The 19,566-nt window shown below is 64.8% G+C and carries 21 protein-coding genes; 17 read left to right on the forward strand and 4 right to left on the reverse strand.

What is annotated here, in order from left to right; genetic code table 11:
• Position 1 precedes the first annotated feature (1 nt).
• Positions 2 to 622 (reverse strand): response regulator transcription factor, encoded by a 621-nt coding sequence (locus YWC_RS28405; protein WP_036213119.1) that lies wholly within the window; start codon positions 620 to 622, stop codon positions 2 to 4.
• Positions 623 to 800: 178 nt separating this feature from the next.
• On the opposite strand from YWC_RS28405, the gene YWC_RS0105275 reads away from it, so the two are divergent.
• Positions 801 to 1,262 (forward strand): RrF2 family transcriptional regulator, encoded by a 462-nt coding sequence (locus YWC_RS0105275; RefSeq protein ID WP_027864428.1) that lies wholly within the window; start codon positions 801 to 803, stop codon positions 1,260 to 1,262.
• A 109-nt stretch (positions 1,263 to 1,371) separates the two neighbouring features.
• Here YWC_RS0105275 and fliE read toward each other — a convergent pair whose 3' ends face one another.
• The gene (fliE, locus tag YWC_RS0105280; protein WP_027864429.1) at positions 1,372 to 1,740 is read right to left on the reverse strand and encodes a flagellar hook-basal body complex protein FliE; all 369 of its coding nucleotides are present in this window, start codon (positions 1,738 to 1,740) and stop codon (positions 1,372 to 1,374) included.
• 175 nt (positions 1,741 to 1,915) lie between these two features.
• Here fliE and fliF point away from each other — a divergent pair, with 175 nt between their 5' ends.
• The 16 genes from fliF (at position 1,916) to YWC_RS0105360 (ending at position 14,943) form a co-directional block, all read left to right on the forward strand.
• Complete coding sequence (fliF, locus tag YWC_RS0105285; protein ID WP_027864430.1) at positions 1,916 to 3,607, forward strand: flagellar basal-body MS-ring/collar protein FliF; 1,692 nt, start codon at positions 1,916 to 1,918, stop codon at positions 3,605 to 3,607.
• Positions 3,600 to 4,604 (forward strand): flagellar motor switch protein FliG, encoded by a 1,005-nt coding sequence (gene fliG / locus YWC_RS0105290; protein WP_027864431.1) that lies wholly within the window; start codon positions 3,600 to 3,602, stop codon positions 4,602 to 4,604. The genes fliF and fliG overlap by 8 nt, the downstream gene beginning before the upstream one ends.
• Entirely contained in the window at positions 4,604 to 5,320 is a 717-nt protein-coding gene (locus YWC_RS0105295; protein WP_036213120.1) for a flagellar assembly protein FliH, read from the forward strand. The genes fliG and YWC_RS0105295 overlap by 1 nt, the downstream gene beginning before the upstream one ends.
• On the forward strand, positions 5,321 to 6,721 hold the full coding sequence (gene fliI, locus YWC_RS0105300) for a flagellar protein export ATPase FliI (protein WP_027864433.1): 1,401 nt from the start codon (positions 5,321 to 5,323) through the stop codon (positions 6,719 to 6,721).
• A gap of 37 nt (positions 6,722 to 6,758) precedes the next feature.
• On the forward strand, positions 6,759 to 7,202 hold the full coding sequence (fliJ, locus tag YWC_RS0105305; protein WP_027864434.1) for a flagellar export protein FliJ: 444 nt from the start codon (positions 6,759 to 6,761) through the stop codon (positions 7,200 to 7,202).
• A gap of 7 nt (positions 7,203 to 7,209) precedes the next feature.
• Positions 7,210 to 8,478: a flagellar hook-length control protein FliK gene (locus tag YWC_RS28410; RefSeq protein ID WP_051306239.1), complete on the forward strand. Its 1,269-nt coding sequence runs from the start codon at positions 7,210 to 7,212 to the stop codon at positions 8,476 to 8,478.
• Between the two features lie 257 nt (positions 8,479 to 8,735).
• The gene (gene fliL / locus YWC_RS0105315; RefSeq protein WP_027864435.1) at positions 8,736 to 9,266 is read left to right on the forward strand and encodes a flagellar basal body-associated protein FliL; all 531 of its coding nucleotides are present in this window, start codon (positions 8,736 to 8,738) and stop codon (positions 9,264 to 9,266) included.
• Positions 9,267 to 9,276: 10 nt separating this feature from the next.
• The gene (gene fliM / locus YWC_RS0105320) at positions 9,277 to 10,257 is read left to right on the forward strand and encodes a flagellar motor switch protein FliM (protein WP_027864436.1); all 981 of its coding nucleotides are present in this window, start codon (positions 9,277 to 9,279) and stop codon (positions 10,255 to 10,257) included.
• Between the two features lie 50 nt (positions 10,258 to 10,307).
• A complete protein-coding gene (gene fliN / locus YWC_RS0105325) occupies positions 10,308 to 10,742 on the forward strand; it encodes a flagellar motor switch protein FliN (protein ID WP_027864437.1) in 435 nt (144 codons plus the stop codon).
• A 167-nt stretch (positions 10,743 to 10,909) separates the two neighbouring features.
• Positions 10,910 to 11,629: a flagellar biosynthetic protein FliO gene (fliO, locus tag YWC_RS31935; RefSeq protein ID WP_084416315.1), complete on the forward strand. Its 720-nt coding sequence runs from the start codon at positions 10,910 to 10,912 to the stop codon at positions 11,627 to 11,629.
• Complete coding sequence (gene fliP / locus YWC_RS0105335; protein ID WP_027864439.1) at positions 11,619 to 12,368, forward strand: flagellar type III secretion system pore protein FliP; 750 nt, start codon at positions 11,619 to 11,621, stop codon at positions 12,366 to 12,368. The genes fliO and fliP overlap by 11 nt, the downstream gene beginning before the upstream one ends.
• Positions 12,369 to 12,377: 9 nt before the next feature.
• Positions 12,378 to 12,647, forward strand: coding sequence for a flagellar biosynthesis protein FliQ (gene fliQ, locus YWC_RS0105340; RefSeq protein ID WP_027864440.1), 270 nt, complete (start codon positions 12,378 to 12,380; stop codon positions 12,645 to 12,647).
• A 16-nt stretch (positions 12,648 to 12,663) separates the two neighbouring features.
• Positions 12,664 to 13,509, forward strand: coding sequence for a flagellar biosynthetic protein FliR (gene fliR, locus YWC_RS0105345; RefSeq protein ID WP_027864441.1), 846 nt, complete (start codon positions 12,664 to 12,666; stop codon positions 13,507 to 13,509).
• Between the two features lie 42 nt (positions 13,510 to 13,551).
• A complete protein-coding gene (locus tag YWC_RS0105350; protein WP_051306240.1) occupies positions 13,552 to 13,944 on the forward strand; it encodes a YfeK family protein in 393 nt (130 codons plus the stop codon).
• Positions 13,945 to 14,047: 103 nt separating this feature from the next.
• Positions 14,048 to 14,656, forward strand: a complete 609-nt coding sequence (locus tag YWC_RS0105355; RefSeq protein ID WP_027864443.1) for a PH domain-containing protein — start codon at positions 14,048 to 14,050, stop codon at positions 14,654 to 14,656.
• Positions 14,657 to 14,679: 23 nt separating this feature from the next.
• Positions 14,680 to 14,943 carry a hypothetical protein gene (locus tag YWC_RS0105360; protein ID WP_156923505.1) on the forward strand — a complete coding sequence of 88 codons (264 nt, stop codon included), beginning with the start codon at positions 14,680 to 14,682 and terminating at the stop codon, positions 14,941 to 14,943.
• 210 nt (positions 14,944 to 15,153) lie between these two features.
• On the opposite strand, the gene YWC_RS0105365 is transcribed toward YWC_RS0105360, so the two are convergent.
• Positions 15,154 to 17,943, reverse strand: coding sequence for a TonB-dependent receptor plug domain-containing protein (locus YWC_RS0105365; RefSeq protein WP_229413012.1), 2,790 nt, complete (start codon positions 17,941 to 17,943; stop codon positions 15,154 to 15,156).
• A 382-nt stretch (positions 17,944 to 18,325) separates the two neighbouring features.
• Positions 18,326 to 19,546 (reverse strand): flagellar hook-associated protein FlgL, encoded by a 1,221-nt coding sequence (flgL, locus tag YWC_RS0105370; protein ID WP_027864446.1) that lies wholly within the window; start codon positions 19,544 to 19,546, stop codon positions 18,326 to 18,328.
• Positions 19,547 to 19,566: the final 20 nt, after the last annotated feature.

The raw sequence follows: 19,566 nt of genomic DNA on the forward strand, positions 1-19,566 counted from the left end.
TTCAGGCCGCTGCGCCGGCGCTGCCGCCGGGGCGGATCAAGCCGCGCTGGGTCGCGACCACCACCGCATGGGTGCGCGCGGTGGCGTCCAGCTTGCTCATCACGCCCTTCACATGGGTCTTCACCGTGCCCACGCCGATGCCCAGCTTGCGCGCGATCGACTTGTTGCAGCAGCCCTGCGCCAGCAGCTGCAGCACGTCGGTCTCGCGCCCGGTCAGCGATTCGCGGGTGAGGCTGTCGGCGACGCTGCGCGTCATCGACTCGCTCAGGTAGCGCTGGCCGCGCGCCAGCTGCTCGACCGCGTGCGCCAGTTCGTCGGTGCCGCAGGACTGCAGCAGGTAGCCGGCCACGCCGGCATCCATCGCCAGGCGCACTTCCCACTCCTTGTCGAACTGGGTCACCACCAGCACGACCGGCGCCAGGCTGCCGGCGGGCGGCTTGCGCGCCAGGTTGATGCCGGTGTCGTAATCGGTCACCAGCACGCGCGCGACACGCTGCGCTTCGGGCTGGGCCAGGTGCGTGGTGACGCGCAGGCCGGGCCGGTCGACCAGGATGGCATGCAGCCCGACCGTCATGATCGGGTCGGCGTGCATGATATGGACGGCGGAAGAGATCGGTTGCATGTGCATACTCCGGCAGAAGGCGGCAGACGACGGCGGCCTCGAGCGGCCAACAGCCGACATATTGAAACGACAAGAACGGTAAATCAAGTAATGGTTTGTAATGACTGGTCAATATGCATGCCATCCGCATAGTCACCTTATGCACGTTGGGAGGGTGCATGGGATATACTTCCCGGATATGCGCCTGACTTCCTTTACCGACTACACCTTGCGGACCCTGCTCCATCTCGGCAGCAATCCGGGGCGGCTCGTCACGATCCAGGAAATCGCGGACCTGCACAGCATCTCGAAGAACCACCTGATGAAGGTCGTGCACGAGCTGGGCCGCAACGGCGTCATCGAGACTATCCGCGGCCGCAACGGCGGCTTCCGCCTGGCGCACAAGCCGGAAGACATCAACATCGGCGCGGTGGTGCGCCAGAGCGAGAGCGATTTCTACATGGCCGAATGCTTCGACCCGGGCGGCAACCCGTGCGGGCTCGTCAAGGCCTGTGCGCTCAAGGGCGTGCTCACCAACGCCACCTCGGCCTATCTCGCCGAACTGGACCGCCATACCCTGGCCTCGCTGCTGCCGGAACCGGCGCCGCGCGACGGCGCCATCCCGGTCACCTTCCACCGCAAGGAATCGCAGGCGGCCTGAGCCTGTATTCATGTCCCTGCGACATGAATGAATCGGTGTATTCAGTAAATCTGCTCAGCAATAAAAAAACCGGCCATGTGGCCGGTTGCGTTTGAGCGGATTATCAGGCTTACACCTGCATGTTCATGATGTCGTGATAGGCTGACACCAGTTTGTTGCGTACTTGCACGGTTCCTTGGAAAGCGATGCTGGATTTCTGCATGGCGATCATCGTATCGGACAGGCTCACGGTATCATCCCCCATCGCAAAACGCTTGCCGAGTTCTTCCGCGTTCTTCTGGGTATTGCTGACCTGCTGGAGCGAGGTCTTCAGCGCATCGGCGAAGTCGAGCTTGGCAACGCCGCCCTGGGGCGCAACATTGCCCAGGCCGGCAGGCGCAACCGGGCCGGCCGCCGGCTTGGTCGCCGCGGCTTTCAGCTGTTCCATCATCGCCTGGATGCGGCTGCTGTCGATGCCGCCGATTCCGCCAATACTCATCGTTCGCTCCTGCTCGCCAAGGGATTCAATTTGTTCAGGCTGTCAGATTACCAGCGCCCCAGCAAATTCCTCGCGTGAAGAAGCATGGATTTCCACCCCTATTTCAGGGTTTGAATGTTGCCCTGTGGCTTCATAATGCGGCCTAACCTCTCCATCCTGGACATATACCCACACCATGGCAGCAGTTGCTGATGAACTGATCGACACCCCGGCGCCCGAGCAAGAGGCAAAACAGGGCTTTTTGCAGACCACCATGGGCAAGCGCGTCGCCATCGGCGGCGGGATCGCGCTGGTCAGCGCCATCATGATCGCGCTGTGGATGTGGAGCCAGGCGCCGGAATACCGCGTGCTGTTCTCGAACTACAGCGACCGCGACGGCGGCGCCATCACCGCCTCGCTCGACCAGATGGGGGTCAAGTACAAGTTCTCGGATGGCGGCAGCGCGATCCTGGTACCCGCCGAGCAGATCCACGACCTGCGCCTGAAGCTCGCCGCGCAAGGCCTGCCCAAGGGCGGCAACGTCGGCTTCGAACTGATGGAAAACCAGAAGCTGGGCGTGTCGCAGTTCCTGGAACAGGTGAACTACCAGCGCTCGCTGGAAGGCGAACTGGCGCGCTCGATCCAGTCGCTCGGCCCGGTCAGCGGCGCGCGCGTGCACCTGGCCATGCCGAAGCCCTCGGTCTTCGTGCGCGACCAGCAAAAGCCCACCGCGTCCGTGGTATTGACCCTGCAGTCGGGCCGCGCGCTCGACCCGGGCCAGGTCAGCGCCATCGTCCACCTGGTCGCTTCGAGCGTGCCGGAACTCACCGTCGGTAACGTCACCGTGGTCGACCAGAACGGCAACCTGCTGTCGGACACCTCGAACAAGGGTCCCGGCCACAAGGGTCTGGACGCCACCCAGCTCAAGTACGTCGAGCAGGTCCAGCAGAACATCATCAAGCAGGTCGAGTCGATCATCGCACCACTGGTCGGCAAGGAAAACGTGCGCGCCGAAGCGACCGCCGAGATCGACTTCGCCCAGGTCGATACCGCCGCCGAGATGTACAAGCCGAATTCGCCGCCGGAACCGCAGGCGATCCGCAGCCAGCAGACCTCCGAGTCGACCCAGCCGGGCGCCGGCGCTTCCGGCATCCCGGGCGCGCTGTCGAACCAGCCGCCGGGCGTGGCCACCGCGCCGATCGACGGCCAGCCGGTAGCCGGCGCGGCTCCGGCAGCCGGTGGACCGACGCGCAAGGACGCGACCACCAACTACGAAGTCGACAAGACCATCCGCTACGAGCAGCGCCCGATGGGCGGCATCAAGCGCCTGACGGTGGGCGTGGTGGTGAACTACCGCCGCTCGGTCGACCCGAAGACCGGCAAGATCATCGTCAAGCCGCTGGCGGCCGCCGAAGTCGCCCAGATCAACGAGCTGGTGAAACAGGCGATGGGCTACTCGCAGCAGCGCGGCGACACCCTGAACGTGGCCAACGCCCCGTTCGACGGCGTCGACCGCCCGGACGACACGCCCCCCAGCCTCGACTGGTGGCGCGATCCGGCCAACCTGCCGCTGGCCAAGGAGATCGGCAAGTACCTGCTGCTGTTCGCGGTGCTGGCCTTCCTCTACTACCGGATCCTGCTACCGCTGATGCGCCCGGCGATCAAGAAGTTCGACGAGGTCACCGCCCTGCCGCCGGAACCGGAACCGGAAGAGGAAGAGATTCCCGAAGAAGAGCGCGAGCCCGATCCGGAAGAGCTCGAGGAACAGGAAGTTGAACGCCGCGCCCAGGGCTACCGGGCGAACCTGCAGCTGGCGCAGGACCTGGCCCGCGAAGACCCGCGGATCGTTGCAAACGTAATCAAGGCATGGTTGGGATCAAATGAGTGACAAGGACAAGGAAGGCGTACAGCAGGCAGCGATCCTGATGCTGGCCCTGGGCGAGGCGGAAGCGGCCGAAGTGATGAAGTTCCTCGGCCCCCGTGAAGTGCTGAAACTCGGCGCCGCGATGGCCCAGATGAAGTCGGTGCAGCACACCGAAGTGGTCAAGGTGCTGGAAGCCTTCGTGGAAGAGACCAACCTGCATTCGAACGTCGGCCTCGATTCGGACGAATACATCCGCCAGGTGCTGACCAAGGCGCTGGGCGACGACAAGGCCGCCGTGCTGCTCAACCGCATCCTGGGCGGCAAGGACGCCTCGGGCATCGAAAGCCTGAAGTGGATGGACTCGCCTTCGGTCGCGGAACTGATCCGCAACGAGCACCCGCAGATCATCGCCACCATCCTGGTGCACCTCGAGCGCGACCAGGCCTGCGAGATCCTGGCCCACTTCACCGAACGCCTGCGCAACGACGTGGTGCTGCGCATCGCCACCCTGGACGGCGTGCAGCCTGCTGCTTTACGCGAACTGAACGACGTGCTGACCAAGCTCCTGTCGGGCAACGAGAACATCAAGAAATCCTCGCTGGGCGGCGTGCGCACCGCGGCCGAGATCCTGAACTTCATGAGCGGCGAGCAGGAAGCGGCGGTCATGGACAACATCAAGAACTACGACAACGACATGGCGCAGAAGATCATGGACGAGATGTTCGTGTTCGATAACATCATCGACATCGACGACCGCGGCATCCAGCTGCTGCTGCGCGAGGTGCAGTCCGAGATGCTGATCATCGCGCTGAAAGGCGCCTCGCAGGACCTGCGCGACAAGATTTTCAAGAACATGTCGCAGCGCGCGGGCGAGATGATGCGCGAAGACCTGGAATCGAAAGGTCCGGTGCGCCTGTCGGAAGTGGAAACCCAGCAGAAGCAGATCCTGCAGATCGTGCGCCGCCTGGCGGACGAAGGCCAGATCGTGCTGGGCGGTAAAGGCGAGGATTCGTTCATCTGATGATCCCGAAGGAACAGCAAAGCGCCTACCAGCGCTGGGAAATGACCTCGTTCGGCGACGAGCGCCCGAGCACCCAGTCGCGCCGCGCCGCCATGGCCCCTCCTCCTGCGCCGGAACCGGTGGCTCAGCCGGTCGAGCTTGTCCCGCACGTGACGCTGCCGACCATCGAAGAGATCGAAGCGATCCGCGAACAGGCGCGCGCCGAGGGCTATGCCGAAGGCCTGGAGGAAGGCCGCGCCGCCGGCCATGCCCAGGGTTACGCCGACGGCGCCAGGACCGGCCAGATCGAAGCGGAAGGCGAGCTGGAACAGCTGCGTTCGATCGCCGCGACCTTCAGCGAGGCCGTCATGCAGGCCGACGAGACCATCGCCCACGACGTGCTGGAACTGGCCCTGCGCCTGGCGCGCGGCATGGTGCGCACGGCCTTCGAGGTGCGTCCGGACCTGATCCTGCCGGTGGTGCAGGAAGCGATCGGCTACCTGCCGGTGCTGGCCCAGCCGGCCACCTTGAGCTTGAATCCGCTCGACGCCGAGATCGTGCGCGATGCCATGGGGCAGGAACTGGTCAAGGGCGGCTGGCGCATCGTCGAAGACGCGGCGCTGGCGCGCGGCGGCTGCAAGGTGGATACGGCGAGCAACCAGATCGATGCACAGGCGCAGGCGCGCTGGGCGCGCTTGACCCATGCGCTCCAGTCAAATGTGGATTGGTTGTCATAAATGACGACAACGACCGACCGCCACACCGCCCGCTGGAAGTCCTTCATCAAGGACTGCGACTCCCTGGTCGGCCTCGCCGAACCGATGCAGGTCTCGGGACGCGTCACGCGCGTGGCCGGCCTGGTGATGGAATGCGTGGGCCTGAAGCTGGCTGTCGGCAGCGCCTGCACCATCCCGGTGGCCAACGGCTTGAGGATCGAGGCCGAAGTGGTCGGCTTCGAGGGCGAGCGCCTGTTCCTGATGCCGCAGAGCGACGTCGAGGGCGTGGTGCCGGGCTCGCGCGTGTTCCCGGTCGAATCGGCGCTGCCCAAGCCCGGCACCGTGCAGCACCCGCGCCGCCGCCCGAGCGACCGCGCGCGCCACCTGCCGGTCGGCATGCAGCTGCTCGGCCGCGTGGTGGACGGCGCCGGCCGCCCGCTCGACGGCAAGGGCCCGCTCGGCACCGACGAAGTGGGGCCGCTGAACGCGCGTCCGATCAACCCGCTCGACCGCGCGCCGATCTCGGAAACCCTGGACGTGGGCGTGCGCGCCATCAACGCCATGCTGACGGTCGGCCGCGGCCAGCGTCTCGGCCTGTTCGCCGGCACCGGCGTCGGCAAGTCGGTCCTGCTGGGGATGATCGCGCGCTACACCACGGCCGACGTGATCGTCGTCGGCCTGATCGGCGAACGCGGACGCGAAGTGAAGGAATTCATCGAGCAGATCCTGGGCCCGGAGGGCCGCGCCCGCTCGGCCGTGGTGGCCGCACCGGCCGACTCCCCGCCCCTGATGCGCCTGCAAGGCGCGGCCTATGCCACCGCGATCGCCGAACACTTCCGCGAGCAGGGCAAGAACGTCCTCCTGATCATGGACTCGCTGACCCGCTACGCGATGGCCCAGCGCGAGATCGCCCTCGCCATCGGCGAGCCGCCGGCCACGAAGGGCTATCCGCCCTCGGTGTTCGCCAAGCTGCCGGTGCTGGTGGAACGCGCCGGCAACGGGGTCGAGGGCGGCGGCTCGATCACCGCCTTCTATACCGTGTTGTCCGAAGGCGATGATCAACAAGACCCGATTGCCGACGCGGCGCGCGGCATCCTGGACGGCCACATCGTCCTGAACCGTCACCTGGCCGAAGCCGGCCACTATCCGGCGATCGACATCGAACAGTCGATCTCGCGGGCGATGCACTCGATTACCTCGCACGAGCACCAGCTGGCGGCGCGCAAGCTCAAGCAGCTGTACTCGCGCTACCAGCGCTCGCGCGACCTGATCAGCGTGGGCGCCTACGCCGCCGGCAGCGACCCGGTGCTGGACCAGGCGATCGCCAAGCACGAGCAGATCGAACAGTTCCTGTGCCAGGAAATCCACGACAACGCGGGCATGCTGGAAAGCTTGGGGCAATTAAGCTCTCTATTCCAATGATTGGAATTTGCCGGGCGGAACTATACTCTGACCCAATATGGCCACTTCTTCCGCCCTCGAGACCCTGATCGACCTTGCGCAGCGCGATTCCGACGCGATCGCCAAGCGCCTGGGCGCCGCCCTCAAGGCGGTCGAGGAAGCCGAGCAGAAGCTGGTCATGCTGGATGGCTACCGCGACGAGTACGTGCGCAAGCTCGACGCGGCGCAGATGGCGGGCATCACGCCCTTCGCGTACCACAACTTCGTGGCCTTCATCGGCAAGCTGGACAACGCCATCACCGGCCAGCGCGAAGTGATCAAGCATGCGCAGTACAAGGCGGACGTGGAAAAGAAGGCATGGCAGGAAAGCGAGCGCAAGCGCCTGTCCTACCGCACCCTGAACGAGCGCGCAGCCGCCGAGGCATTGGCGATCGAGAACAAGCGCGACCAGAAACTGATGGACGACCACGCAGCCCGTGGCGCCCGCTACAAACAACGCTAATGTCCCCATGACGATGCAGACGACCACCCTTCCGTTCCAGGTCTCCGGCGCCAGCGCGCTGGCCCAGCCGCAGCGCAACGCTGCGGCCGGCGTGCAGGCCCCCGAAGCCGAGCAGTTCAGCGCCACGCTGTCGCGCGCCATGGCCCCGACCATGGCCCCGACGCCGGCGCCGGCCGCCGCGCCCGCCAACAAGCCGGCGGCCCCCACCAGGCAGGCCGACAAGCCGGCAGCCCAGGGGGCGAAACCTGCAACACGCGAGCCGGCCAAGCAGAGCGAAGCATCCTCGGATGCGCCAGCGCCAGCGCAGGGGGCGGCCAGCGCCGAATCGGGCGACCCGGCCAAGGACGCGGCAGCCGCTGCCGAATCCGCCAGCGCCGCCGCCGAAGCGGCCACCACGCCGGTGACCGACATGCTCGCCTTCATGGCCGCCCTGACCCAGGCCCCCGCGGCGGCGCCGGTCACGGCCGAAGCGGCAACGGCGGCCGGCGGCGCCGAGCTGCAGCTCGCCGCGCTCCAGTCCGCGTTCGCGAAACTCGAGACCGCGGACGGCGGCGTGGCAGCTGCGGATCCACTGGCCGCCGCCGACAGCGACGCGGCTGGCTTCTCGCTGGCAGCCGGCGTGCAGACCACGGCCCAGGAAAGTGCCGACCTGCGCGCGCAGGCGCAGGCGCTGGCGCCTCTGGATGCGGGCAAGGCCCAGCCGCAGCTGCGCGACGCCGCTGCCAGCACGGCGGCGAATCTCGAGGCGCCCCTGCCTACCGTCACCCAGCTGCAGGCTCAGGCCGCCAAGCTCGAGAGCTTGCCGAACCCGGCCGCCATGCCGGGCGACCGCATCCCGGCACGCCTCGGCACCCAGGCCTGGGACAACCAGGTCAGCCAGCGCATCGTCTACATGGTGGGCAAGGAACAGGCCGCGACCCTGACGCTGAACCCGCCGGACCTCGGCCCGGTGCAGGTGGTGCTCAACGTGACCAACGACGGGGCCAGCGTGGCCTTCTCGTCGAACCAGCAGGAAGTGCGGCAAGCCCTGGAAAACGCCCTCCCGCGCCTGCGCGAGATGATGGGCGAGAGCGGCATCGCGCTCGGTAACGCGACCGTCGATGCCGGCATGCCGGACGGACGCCAGGCGCAGCAGGATGGCGAGCGCCGCCATGGTGGCGCTGGTGGTCCTGGCAACGCGGGCGGGACGGTGGCGGTGGGCGATGACGCCGCTGCGCGGCCGGCTACCCGGACCGTGAGCCTGGGTGACAACGGGCTGGTGGATACGTTTGCATAATCTATAACGTAGGGTGGACGGCTATGCCGTCCGCGCGGTGATAGTTAGCTAACGAAATAACGCACAGGCAGATCTTGCCTGGTTTGAACGCGCGGTCGGCAGAGCCGACCACCCTACAAAACCGTCAAGACACAGGCGCAACAATCATCGGGATTACCGCCTCTTATTCCCTCTTTTCCGGGCTTGGCGGGTTGGGTTTCCCCGCGATAATGCCATAATGACGGAATCATTCTTTTAGGCAGTAAAGAGGCATCTCGATGGCGCAAGCAAAACCAAAGGCCGATCCGAAGGCGGACGCAGCGGCAGCTCCGGCCGGCTCCAAGAAGAAGCTGATCGTGATCGCGGCGGCGGCCGTGCTGCTGCTCGGCGGCGGCGGTGGTGCAGCCTGGTACTTCATGCAGGGCGGCGACGGCGCGGCCGCGCACGAGAGCCCGAAGGAATCGAAGAAGAAGAAAAAGAAGGACGCCGGCATCAAGCCAGAGTACGTGCCGGTCGAGGCCTTCACGGTCAACCTGCAGCCGGAGAACGGCGAACAGTACCTGCAGGTGCAGTTCACCCTGCAGGTGGCGGGCACCGAACAGGCGACCCTGGTCAAGGACAACATGGCGATCGTGCGCAACCGCGTGCTGCTGCTCCTGTCGGGCAAGCGGGCATCGGAAATCAGCACGGTCCAGGGCAAGCAGCAGCTCGCCGCCGAAATCCAGGCGATCGTCCAGGAACCCTTCGACAAGGACGGCGACGAGCAGGACGTCACCGACGTATTGTTCACCTCCTTCATCATCCAGTAACCGAAGCACCATGGCCGATAATTTCCTCTCACAGGAAGAAGTCGATGCCCTCCTCAAGGGGGTCAACGGCGATCAGGACGACATTGCGGCGCCTGAAGACACCTCGGGGGTACGCACCTATAACCTGGCGACGCAGGAGCGGATCGTCCGCGGCCGCATGCCGACGCTCGAGATCATCAACGAGCGTTTCGCCAGGTATCTGCGGGTTGGCCTGTTCAACTTCCTGCGCCGCAGCGCCGAGGTATCGGTGGGCTCGGTGCGGGTCTCGAAGTACAGCGAGTTCATCCGCAACCTGGTGGTCCCCACCAACCTCAACCTGATCCACATGAAGCCGCTGCGCGGCACGGCGCTGATGGTGTTCGACCCGGGCCTCGTGTTCCTGCTGGTCGACAACCTGTTCGGCGGCGACGGCCGCTTCCACACCCGCGTGGAAGGCCGCGACTTCACCCAGACCGAGCAGCGCATCATCATGCGCATCCTCGACATCGTGTTCGAGGCCTATGCCAAGTCGTGGGAGCCGGTGTACCCGATCGAGTTCGAGTACATCCGCTCCGAGATGAACACGCAGTTCGCCAACATCGCGACCCCGAACGAGGTCGTGGTGTCCTGCACCTTCACCATCGAACTCGGTTCGGTGTCGGGCCAGATCCACTTCTGCATGCCCTACTCGATGATCGAGCCGATCCGCGACGCGCTGACCTCGAGCATCCAGGGCGAAGCCCTGGAAGTCGACAAGCGCTGGGTGCGCCTGATGACCCAGCAGATCCAGGTCGCCGAAGTCGAGCTGGTGGCGGTGCTGGGCGAAGGGCGGGCGAACTTCGACGAGATCCTCAACATGAAGATCGGCGACATCATCCCGATCACGGTCCCGGAAACCCTGCAGGCAACCGTGGACGGCGTGCCGGTGATGGACTGCAGCTACGGCGTCTTCAACGGCCAGTACGCGCTGAAGGTCGAGAAACTGCTCGCCAACAGCGACAACTTCAAATAACAGAATTATCGTGCCGGCCCTGAAGGGCCGGCAAGCAACAGGAGAGCACCATGTCTGATACCCAGGATGACCAGAGCGCACTCGACGACGATTGGGGCGCGGCGATTGCCGAGCAGGCCGCAGCCGAAGCGGCGGCGCTCGAACGCCAGCAACAGCAGCAGGCCACCGCTACCGCGGCCGTGTTCAAGGATTTCTCGAACAAGGGCACGCGCAACGACACGCCGAACGACATCGACTTCATCCTCGACATCCCGGTCCAGCTGACCGTAGAACTCGGCCGCACCAAGATCGCGATCAAGAACCTGCTGCAACTGGCGCAAGGCTCCGTGGTCGAGCTCGACGGCCTGGCCGGCGAGCCGATGGACGTGCTGGTCAATGGTTGCCTGATCGCACAGGGCGAGGTCGTGGTCGTGAACGACAAGTTCGGTATCCGTCTGACTGATATCATTACGCCATCGGAACGGATCAGAAAACTGAATAAATGACCTCTAGCAACGTCGCTCATCGTCGAAGCCTCGGTTTTATCGTAGGGTGGGCGGGTCTCCCGCCCACGCGGTCAAACCAGGCCAGATCTGCCCGTTCGCTTTTTCATCCGATAACTATCACCGCGTGGGCGGCGAAGCCGCCCACGCTACGGATCGCGGCAGCATTGATGTTTGCGCCCTTGGCAGCTTGTGCGGCACCGGTTGGCGCCGATCAGGCACCAGCTACCCAGCAACAACAAGCGGCGCCCTGGACCGAACCCGATGCTCCCGCAGCCACCGCACCGGTTCCGGTGCCGGCCACTGCATCGCAAGACACCCAGCCCCTGCCACGCGGCGCCACCACCACCGGCCGCCCGGCCACGCCGGCCCGTCCCGCCCCGTCCGGTCCAGTGTCGACGCCGGTGCAGTCGCCCGGCCCGGCGCCGGCAGACAGTGTCCCGGCCGCGGCGGCCGAACAGCCCGCTGCCCCGGCAGCCACCACGCCCGCCCCTGCCCAGCGCCCGCCTCAGGTCGTGATGCCAACGCCAAGCGCACCGGCCACCGGCAGCCTGCTGCAGACCATCCTGGCCCTGATGCTGGTGCTCGGCCTGCTGCTCGGCCTGGCCTGGTTCATGAAACGCTTCGGTCCGCGCGTCATGGGCGCCAGCGCCAACGTGAAGCTGGTCGGCGCGCTCAACATCGGCGGGCGCGAGCGCATCATGGTGGTCGAGGTGGGCAACCAGTGGATCGTCGTCGGCGCGTCGCCGGGACGGGTCAATGCCCTGGCCACCATGCCGCGCCAGGAAGGCGCGCAGGCGGACGGCGCCACGCTGGCTCCGCATGGGGCGAGCGCCGGCAGCTTCGGCGACTGGCTCAAGAACACGATAGACAAACGTAATGCGAAATAAGAAATTCCTGCTCGGCGCCGGCATGCTCGGCCTGGCGCTGCTGCCGCTGGCCGTGCTGGCCCAGCCCGGCATCCCGGCCTTCACCACCAGCCCGGCCGCGGGCGGCGGCACGCAGTATTCGCTGCCGGTCCAGACCCTGATCCTGCTCACCGCGCTGACCTTCCTGCCGGCCGCGCTCCTGATGATGACGGCGTTCACCCGCATCATCATCGTGCTGTCGCTGCTGCGCCAGGCGCTCGGCACCCAGACCGCGCCGCCCAACCAGGTGATGGTCGGGCTGGCGCTGTTCCTGACCTTCTTCGTGATGGGCCCGACTTTCGATCGCGCCTACACCGAGGCCTACCTGCCGCTGCAGCAGAACCGGATCCAGATGAGCGAGGCCCTCGACCGGGGCGTGGTGCCGTTCAAGGAATTCATGATCAAGCAGACCCGCCAGTCCGACCTGGCGCTGTTCGTCAAGATCTCGCGCTCGCCCGCGCTGCAGGGTCCCGAGGACGTGCCGCTGCGGGTCCTGATCCCGGCCTTCGTCACCAGCGAACTGAAGACGGCCTTCCAGATCGGCTTCGCGATCTTCATCCCCTTCCTCATCATCGACATGGTGGTGGCCTCGGTGCTGATGGCGATGGGTATGATGATGATGTCCCCTGCCGTGATCTCGCTGCCGTTCAAGCTGATGCTGTTCGTGCTGGTGGACGGCTGGCAGCTGCTGCTGGGTTCGCTGACCCAGAGTTTTTACTAGGAGGCGCGCATGACTCCCGAATCCGTCATGACCATGGGCCGCACCGCGATGGAGATCACGCTGATGGTCTCCGCCCCGCTGCTGCTGGTGGCGCTGATCATCGGCCTGATCATCTCGATCTTCCAGGCCGCCACCCAGATCAACGAAGCGACCCTGTCCTTCATCCCGAAACTGGTCGGCGTGTTCATCGCCCTGGTGCTGGCCGGACCCTGGATGCTGTCCGTCATGCTCGACTACATGCGCGGGGTCTTCACCGGCATTCCCGGCCTGATCGGGTAAGCGGGAGAACGCGCGCGTGCTGAGCCTGACCACGGGCGAAATGAATGCCTGGATCGCGGGGCTGATATGGCCGCTCACGCGCATCCTCGGCCTGGTCGCCGCGGCGCCGGTGTTCGGCAATGCCGGCGTGCCGATGTCGATCAAGGTTGCGCTCGGCGTGCTGCTGGCCAGCGTGATCGCGCCCACCGTCCCGGAAATTCCCGCGGTCGACCCGGGCTCCTGGGCCGGCATCCTGATCCTGGTGAAGGAACTGCTGATCGGCGTGGCGATGGGCTTCGCGATGCGCATCGTGTTCGCCGCCATCGAATACGCCGGCGAGGTGGCCAGCATGACCATGGGCCTGGGCTTCGCGGTGTTCTTCGATCCGTCCTCCAGCGGCCGCTCGGCGGCAGTGGCCCAGTTCCTGGCGCTGGTGGCAACCATGGCTTTCCTGGCCGTGAACGCCCACCTGGCGCTGCTGGCGGCGCTGGCCGAAAGCTTCCATGCGCTGCCGATCTCGAGCACCCCGTTCTCGGGCAACGCGCCGCTGGAACTGGCGCGCTGGGGCGGCAAGATCTTCGCGACCGGACTGCAGCTGTCGCTGCCGATCGTGGCCGCCCTGCTGGTCACCAACGTGGCGCTCGGCATCCTGACGCGCGCCGCGCCGCAGCTGAACATCTTCGGTATCGGCTTTCCGGTGACCCTGGGCGTGGGCTTCCTGACCCTGAGCCTGGCCATGCCCTACCTCGGCATGCCGATCGTGAACCTGTTCAACGAGGGGATCGAGAAGGGGCGCGCGGTGCCGCGTGCGGGTGCGGTGCGCAATGCCGCGCCACCGCCGGCGCCGGCGGCCCCCAATCCGGTGCAGACGGCGCCCGGCTAGTGGGGCGCGCCCGCGAAGGCGGTTTTCGGTTAGGGTAGCGGCATGACGATGACCCGCCGACTGCTCGCGGCCAGCCTGCTGGCCGCCATCTCCCTGGGTGCGGCAGCCGCGCCCACCCCGCCCACCGTGCGCGCCGAGATCGACGCCCTGATGGCGAAGATGAGCGCGTCGAACTGCCAGTTCGAGCGCAACGGCAGCTGGCACAGCGCCCTTGAGGCGCGCAAGCACCTGCTGCGCAAACTGGACTACATCGAGAAGCGCCGCGAGACGCTTGCCAGCGCCGAGCAGTTCATCGACGTTGCCGCCTCCAAAAGCAGTTTTTCGGGCAAGCCCTACCGGGTCAAGTGCGGCAACGCGGAACCAGTTGCCAGCCAGGTCTGGCTGAACCGGGAGCTGAAGGCGCTGCGCGCCGCCGGCCAGAAGGCCAGGCCCTGAGCGCGCTTGTGCCTGGACAACGGCCCGTCGCGCCCTGCCCCGAAAATCATTTTCCGCAATCAAATAGTGCTAAGGTAACTACTTTCACTACGCGAGGGCGATCATGTTCAAGAAACTGGCAGCGGAAGCACTGGGCATCAGCGATATCGGCGTCATCGTCGGGCCGGCCGACTACAACAAGGTCGACGCGGACGACTACCTGTTCAGCGAAGACGGCGAACAGATCTTCTTCCTCATCAAGAGCAAGAAGGACGAGTACTGCTTCACCAACCTGGCCCTGATCCACGTGGACGGCGACTCGGCCGTGTCCTCGAAGCGCTCGATCAAGCGCTACGACTATGCCTCGCACCAGATCTCCGGCGTGAGCATCGAGACCGCGGGCACGCTGGACATGGACATCGAGCTCAAGTTCAGCCTGGACAACACGGTGTTCTCGATCGACGTCAAGAAGACCCACATCGAACAGCTCAAGGACATCTACAAGGCCTTGATCACCATCGGCAAGCAGCAAAAGCGCGACGCGGTCAGCCGCGACAATGCGCTGCGCGCGCTGGACGCCACGGCCTCGGTGCACAAGCTGAATGTCGCTCCCGGCGAGAACGGTCTCGTCGGCCTGTACGGCGACCTGCTGGCGGCCCTGAACACCGCCATGTTCGACACCCACACCAAGCGCGATTTCAGCGACGTGTTCACCAAGTACATCCACAACTGATTATGCGCAGGCGGGGCAAGCTATTGCTGAGATCGGTCCTCAGCTACCTGGTGGCGAGCGTCGCCTGCCTGATCTACATCCAGTGGCCGCATCTCGCAGGCCACGTCCACCTGCCGTTTTCGTCCTTCCCCAGCAGCCTCGTGCTGGCGCCCTTCTCGCCCTGGATGGCGGTGTGGATGCTCACTGTCCAGCCACTGGAAGCGGTGCTGGCGCTCGCCGTCTTCAGCGCCGTTTTCGCGCTGGTGTTTTCCGTGTCGGCCCGGCGGCGCGCGTCGGACAGGGAGTAGCAGCCGCCGTCAACGCCGCGGCGGCGGCGGCAGCACCTTGCGCAGAAAAATCGGGGTCAGGTCTGACATTCGGACACGAACTCAAGCATTATATTGCTCAGCCCGTGTCTCAATGTCAGACCTGCCCCCCCATAACAAGACCTGCCCCCCCATAACAAAAAAGACCAGGCCGAAGCCTGGTCTTTTGCAATCATCTAAACCTTCAGACGATTAGTAGGTGTAGCTCGCAGCGATGCCGAAGCGGCGGAACTGCGGGGCCAGGTTATTCCAGCCACCGCGCCAGTTGATCGGCTGCTCGCGGGCGAACACGTTGTCGACGTAGGCGCTCAGGCGGACCTTCGGGATGCCGGTGTAGGCCAGCGAGTAGTTCCAGACGGTGTTGCTGCCAACGCGGCCGCAGGTGTCCATGTACTCGGCTGCAACCTTCTGGGTTGCGCAGTAGGTCGGCTGAGCGATGCTGTTGGTGCTGTAGCTGCTGGCGAACGATGCGATGACGGCGTGGTCGAAGTCACCCTGCTTCATGTAAGCCTTGGCAACGGCGGTCAGGCGCGAGCCGTAGTCGTAGGTACCGGTTTCGTTCGGACCATAGGCGTTGTCGGTCACGCTGAAGCTCTGCAGCTTCCAGACGTAGCTACCTTCGAGGAACAGGCGCACGGTCTGGCCCACCACGTTGAAGCGGCCCTTGGCGTCGAAGTCGAAGCCCTGGACGCGGGTGCGGCCGCTGTTGACGTACGGGTTGTACACCAGGCCCAGCTGGCCGACCGGGAAGCTCAGGTTCGTGCCCGGAGAATATTTCTTCGCCAGAGCGATGAAGTCGTTGTCGGACTTGCTGCTGTCGACGCGGACCAGCTGGCCGGCCGGCAGGCTGTCTTCGCCGCGCAGGATGTCGACCACCGAACGGCTGCCGATTTCGTTACGGCGCTCGATGAAGTAGTAGTCCAGGCCCGCGCTCCAGTTCTTGATCGGCTCCCACACCATGCCGGCGGTCAGCGAACGCGAGGTTTCCGGCTTCAGGTCCGGGTTCGACGCGACGAAGCTCGGCAGGCTGCCCGAGCATTCGGCGTTGCGGTAAGCATTGGCCTGTGCCTTGTCGGCGGCGGCGCTGGCCGGCACCAGGGCGTTCAGTGCGTTGGCGGTCGCGCAACGCTTCGGATCGTTGACGCTGGTGGCCACCGAGGAGCGGCCCAGGCCGTTACCCGATTCGACGATGTTCGGTGCACGGAAGCCGCCCGATGCGGTTGCGCGCAGCAGCAGGTTGTCGGCGACGGTGTACTTCAGGCCCAGCTTCGGCGATACGTGCGCGTCCTGGTTGTCGGTCTTGTCGAGGCGGGCTGCGGCTTCCAGCACCAGCTTCTTGGTCAGCGGCACGCGGGCTTCGGTGAACAGCGCGTACTGGTTGACGTCGTCGTCGACCTGCAGGCCGAACAGACCGATCAGCTGGCCACTCAGGACGTTGTCCGAGGACTTCATCATGTAGGCGTTGTTACGGATGTCGGTACCGAATGCCACGCTCAGCGGACCTGCCGGCAGCTGCATGACTTCCTTCGACACGGTGGCGTCGAAGAACTTCACGACTGCCTTGCCGTCGGTGGTACGAACCGGGAACATCGCGTTCAGCAGGGCCGGATCGTTCTGCTGGCCGAACTTGTACTTGTTGTTGACGATCGCGTCGACGTAGCCGGTGAGGCTGGCAGCGCGCGCCGCCTTGTTGGCGGTCGACTCGGAGCGGCCGATAGCCGACTTCCAGTCCCAGCCGGCGTAGTTGCCGTTCAGGGTCAGCATCACGCGCGACTGCTCGCTGTCGGTGGTGTTGAAGTTGAAGCCGTTACCGGTGTCCATCAGACGGGTACGGTATTCGACCGGATAGTTGTACGGGTTCTTCGGATGACCGACCGGCAGCTTCGGATAGGAGAACGGACCCACCATCTTGCCACCGTACACGTCGTACCAGACGGAGGTGCCGGACGTCGGCTGCAGCGCTTGCGGCGCCAGGATGTAGTCGTTGGTCGCGTCGGCGTACATGACTTCGAAGCTCGCGTCGATGTCATTGCCGATACGGAAGCTGGTGATGCTGGTAACCGCGGTACGCTTGTTATCGGTGGTCAGGCCGGTGAACGGCATGGTATCGAATTTGCACAGCTTGTCGACCGGATCGATGTCGCCGGCCGGGCAGCCAGGCGCTGCAACGTAGTTGCTCGCGCTGGTGTAGTAGTTACCGGTCGGCGAATACACGTTCTTCGCATCCCAGGTCGAACGGCCCGGGGTCAGGCGGTGCCATGCCGGATAGTGCCTGCGCAGGTCGCCGGTGGTGTAGCCGTCGCGCTTGTAGACTTCCGCGGTGATGTAGGTGTTGAAGCCGTTGGTGTCGATGTCGCCCCAGCCTGCGATGAACGACAGGTTGCGGTTGCGGTCATCGGCGAAGTGCTGCGATTCCTTGTAGCTGGTGCGGACACGGAAGCCGGTGAAATCCTTGCGCAGGACGAAGTTGATGACGCCTGCGATGGCGTCGGAACCGTAGATCGCCGATGCGCCGTCCTTGAAGATCTCGACGCGCTCGATCGCGTCGCTCGGGATCGCGTCGAGGTTGGTGAAGGCTTCCTGTGCATTGTCCGACAGGCCGTACTGCGGCATGCGGCGGCCGTTGACCAGCACCAGGGTGGCAACCTTGCTCAGGCCGCGGCTGGAAGCCGAGGACGAACCGGTCGCGAAGCTGCCCGAGCTGGCGCTTGCCGAGTCGCTGCCGGCGTAGATCGACGCGGTGGTCTGCAGGATACCCAGGGCCGTCGTTTGGCCGGTTTTCTCGATGTCGTCGCGGTTCAGGACCTGGATTGCGGCGGCGGCTTCGAGTTCGGTGCGCTTGATGCTCGAACCGGTCACTTCGACGCGCTGCATTTTTTGTGGCTCGATCGCCGGTGCTTCCTGTGCGCCGACGAATGCCGGGAAGGCCATGCTCAGAGCGACTGCAATCGCGCTCTTGTTAAAAGTACTCTTGTGCTTCACAACGACTCCTGGACAATAAATTTTTCTAGTAAATCCGCGTGCCTCGTAGCATTTTGTTCACTGCTACCTCAGCACGCGCATAAATACTCTTACATAACATTGCTTTGCCGCAAAGCCTCAGTGTGAGTTTTTGTTAGGAAATTTTGCCAAACATTACATTCGTCGCGTGAATGATACGTTTTGTTACTTCAAGACAATGAAATTGTTACAGAACGGTCAATACAAGCATCGGCATTTGTCATAAACATATGTCATTTTCTTATAAAGGATCGGGAATAAAGCCAAATAATATTTGCATTTTCATCAAAAACGCAGAACTATTCGCCATGAGCAAGGCATAAAAAAAGCCGACTTGCGTCGGCTTTTTTGTTCCTGATAAATCTTACAAGTAATTAAACAAGGACAGCCCCGACATCGTCTTGAACGACATCTGCGCCGCCTGCAGCGTGGTTTGCTGCATCGAGAAATCGGAAATCGCCTTGACCATGTCCAGGTCCTGCAGGTCGCCCAGGGTGGCCGCGTACTGGACGTCGAGGTCGTCCCCGGCGCTGTCGAGGTAGTCGAGCTCCTTCATGTGGGCACCGACCGAGGCCTGCACGGTCAGCACGTTGTCGTGGGCCGACTTGAGGTTGTCCAGCGCCGTATTCAGCCCGTTGGTCAGCGCCGCCTTGCCGGTCGAGCCGTCGCTTGGGGCGCGCAGCGCGGCGATCAGGTCGGTCACGGTGTTGAATACCGACTGCTTCTTGCTCGGCTCCACCGTGAACACGTCGGCATCGGCTGGCTCGCCCTTGATGTCGAAGCTCAGGCCGCCGAAGCTGATGGTCTTGCCCGGCTCGTAGTTCTGGTTGTCGTGACCCGGGACGGCGGCGCCGCTGGCGTCAACCACGGTATAGGTGGTGACGGCCGGGGTACCGGCCACCGTGAAGGTGAGCTTGTAACTGTTTCCCAGGTTGGCCTGCTGCCGGTCGACCACCGCCCCCGAGGAAATGATGGCGGCGCCCTTGTTGGCTTTATCGGCCTGGGTCTGGAAGACACCGTTGCCGGTCGGGTTGTTCTCGAACACGGCGCTACCGGAAGCCGACAGCGGGATCTTGCGCGAAGCGCCCACCTGCAGCTGGCGCTGGCCCTGGTCGCCCTGGTAGGCCGCGCCACCCGGGGTGCGGGTGAAGGGCTGGGTGGTCGCCATGTAGCCGGAGAACAGGTAGCCCCCTGCCCCGTCGGTCATGTTGGACACGCCCAGCAGGTCTTCCAGGCGGCCTTCGAGTTCGGTGGCGAGCGCCTCGCGGTCCTGCGGCTGCATGGCGCCGTTGCCGGCGTTGACGGTCAGCTGCTGGATGTCCTGCAGCAGGTCGCCGGCATTCTGCAGCGCGCCTTCGACCATCGCCAGCGAGGAACGCGCGCTGGCGCGGTTGGTGGCGAACTGGCTGTTCATCTCCTTCGACTGGCTCACTTCCAGGGCGCGCGCCGAGGCCACCGGATCGTCGGCCGGGGTCAGGATGCGGCGGTTGGTCGAGAGCTGGTTCTGGGTGCGCGCCAGGGCGCTCTGCAGCGTGTTGAGCTGCGAGGTGGCGTTGTTGTAGATCGACTGGGTGCTGATGCGCATGGGTGTCTCTCGTTACTCGT

This window comes from Massilia alkalitolerans DSM 17462 (assembly GCF_000427785.1).
GTDB lineage: Bacteria > Pseudomonadota > Gammaproteobacteria > Burkholderiales > Burkholderiaceae_D > Telluria > Telluria alkalitolerans.

Excerpts from the sequence above, each read along its gene's own strand:
- flgL (WP_027864446.1), bottom strand. The coding sequence starts at position 19,546 with ATGCGCATCAGCACCCAGTCGATCTACAACAACGCCACCTCGCAGCTC.
- YWC_RS0105355 (WP_027864443.1), top strand. The coding sequence starts at position 14,048 with ATGTTCAAGAAACTGGCAGCGGAAGCACTGGGCATCAGCGATATCGGC.
- YWC_RS0105295 (WP_036213120.1), top strand. The coding sequence starts at position 4,604 with ATGATCCCGAAGGAACAGCAAAGCGCCTACCAGCGCTGGGAAATGACC.
- YWC_RS28405 (WP_036213119.1), bottom strand. The coding sequence starts at position 622 with ATGCAACCGATCTCTTCCGCCGTCCATATCATGCACGCCGACCCGATC.
- YWC_RS28410 (WP_051306239.1), top strand. The coding sequence starts at position 7,210 with ATGACGATGCAGACGACCACCCTTCCGTTCCAGGTCTCCGGCGCCAGC.
- fliL (WP_027864435.1), top strand. The coding sequence starts at position 8,736 with ATGGCGCAAGCAAAACCAAAGGCCGATCCGAAGGCGGACGCAGCGGCA.
- fliO (WP_084416315.1), top strand. The coding sequence starts at position 10,910 with ATGTTTGCGCCCTTGGCAGCTTGTGCGGCACCGGTTGGCGCCGATCAG.
- fliE (WP_027864429.1), bottom strand. The coding sequence starts at position 1,740 with ATGAGTATTGGCGGAATCGGCGGCATCGACAGCAGCCGCATCCAGGCG.
- fliJ (WP_027864434.1), top strand. The coding sequence starts at position 6,759 with ATGGCCACTTCTTCCGCCCTCGAGACCCTGATCGACCTTGCGCAGCGC.
- YWC_RS0105275 (WP_027864428.1), top strand. The coding sequence starts at position 801 with ATGCGCCTGACTTCCTTTACCGACTACACCTTGCGGACCCTGCTCCAT.
- YWC_RS0105350 (WP_051306240.1), top strand. The coding sequence starts at position 13,552 with ATGACGATGACCCGCCGACTGCTCGCGGCCAGCCTGCTGGCCGCCATC.
- fliI (WP_027864433.1), top strand. The coding sequence starts at position 5,321 with ATGACGACAACGACCGACCGCCACACCGCCCGCTGGAAGTCCTTCATC.
- fliN (WP_027864437.1), top strand. The coding sequence starts at position 10,308 with ATGTCTGATACCCAGGATGACCAGAGCGCACTCGACGACGATTGGGGC.
- fliQ (WP_027864440.1), top strand. The coding sequence starts at position 12,378 with ATGACTCCCGAATCCGTCATGACCATGGGCCGCACCGCGATGGAGATC.
- fliG (WP_027864431.1), top strand. The coding sequence starts at position 3,600 with ATGAGTGACAAGGACAAGGAAGGCGTACAGCAGGCAGCGATCCTGATG.
- fliP (WP_027864439.1), top strand. The coding sequence starts at position 11,619 with ATGCGAAATAAGAAATTCCTGCTCGGCGCCGGCATGCTCGGCCTGGCG.
- fliM (WP_027864436.1), top strand. The coding sequence starts at position 9,277 with ATGGCCGATAATTTCCTCTCACAGGAAGAAGTCGATGCCCTCCTCAAG.
- fliF (WP_027864430.1), top strand. The coding sequence starts at position 1,916 with ATGGCAGCAGTTGCTGATGAACTGATCGACACCCCGGCGCCCGAGCAA.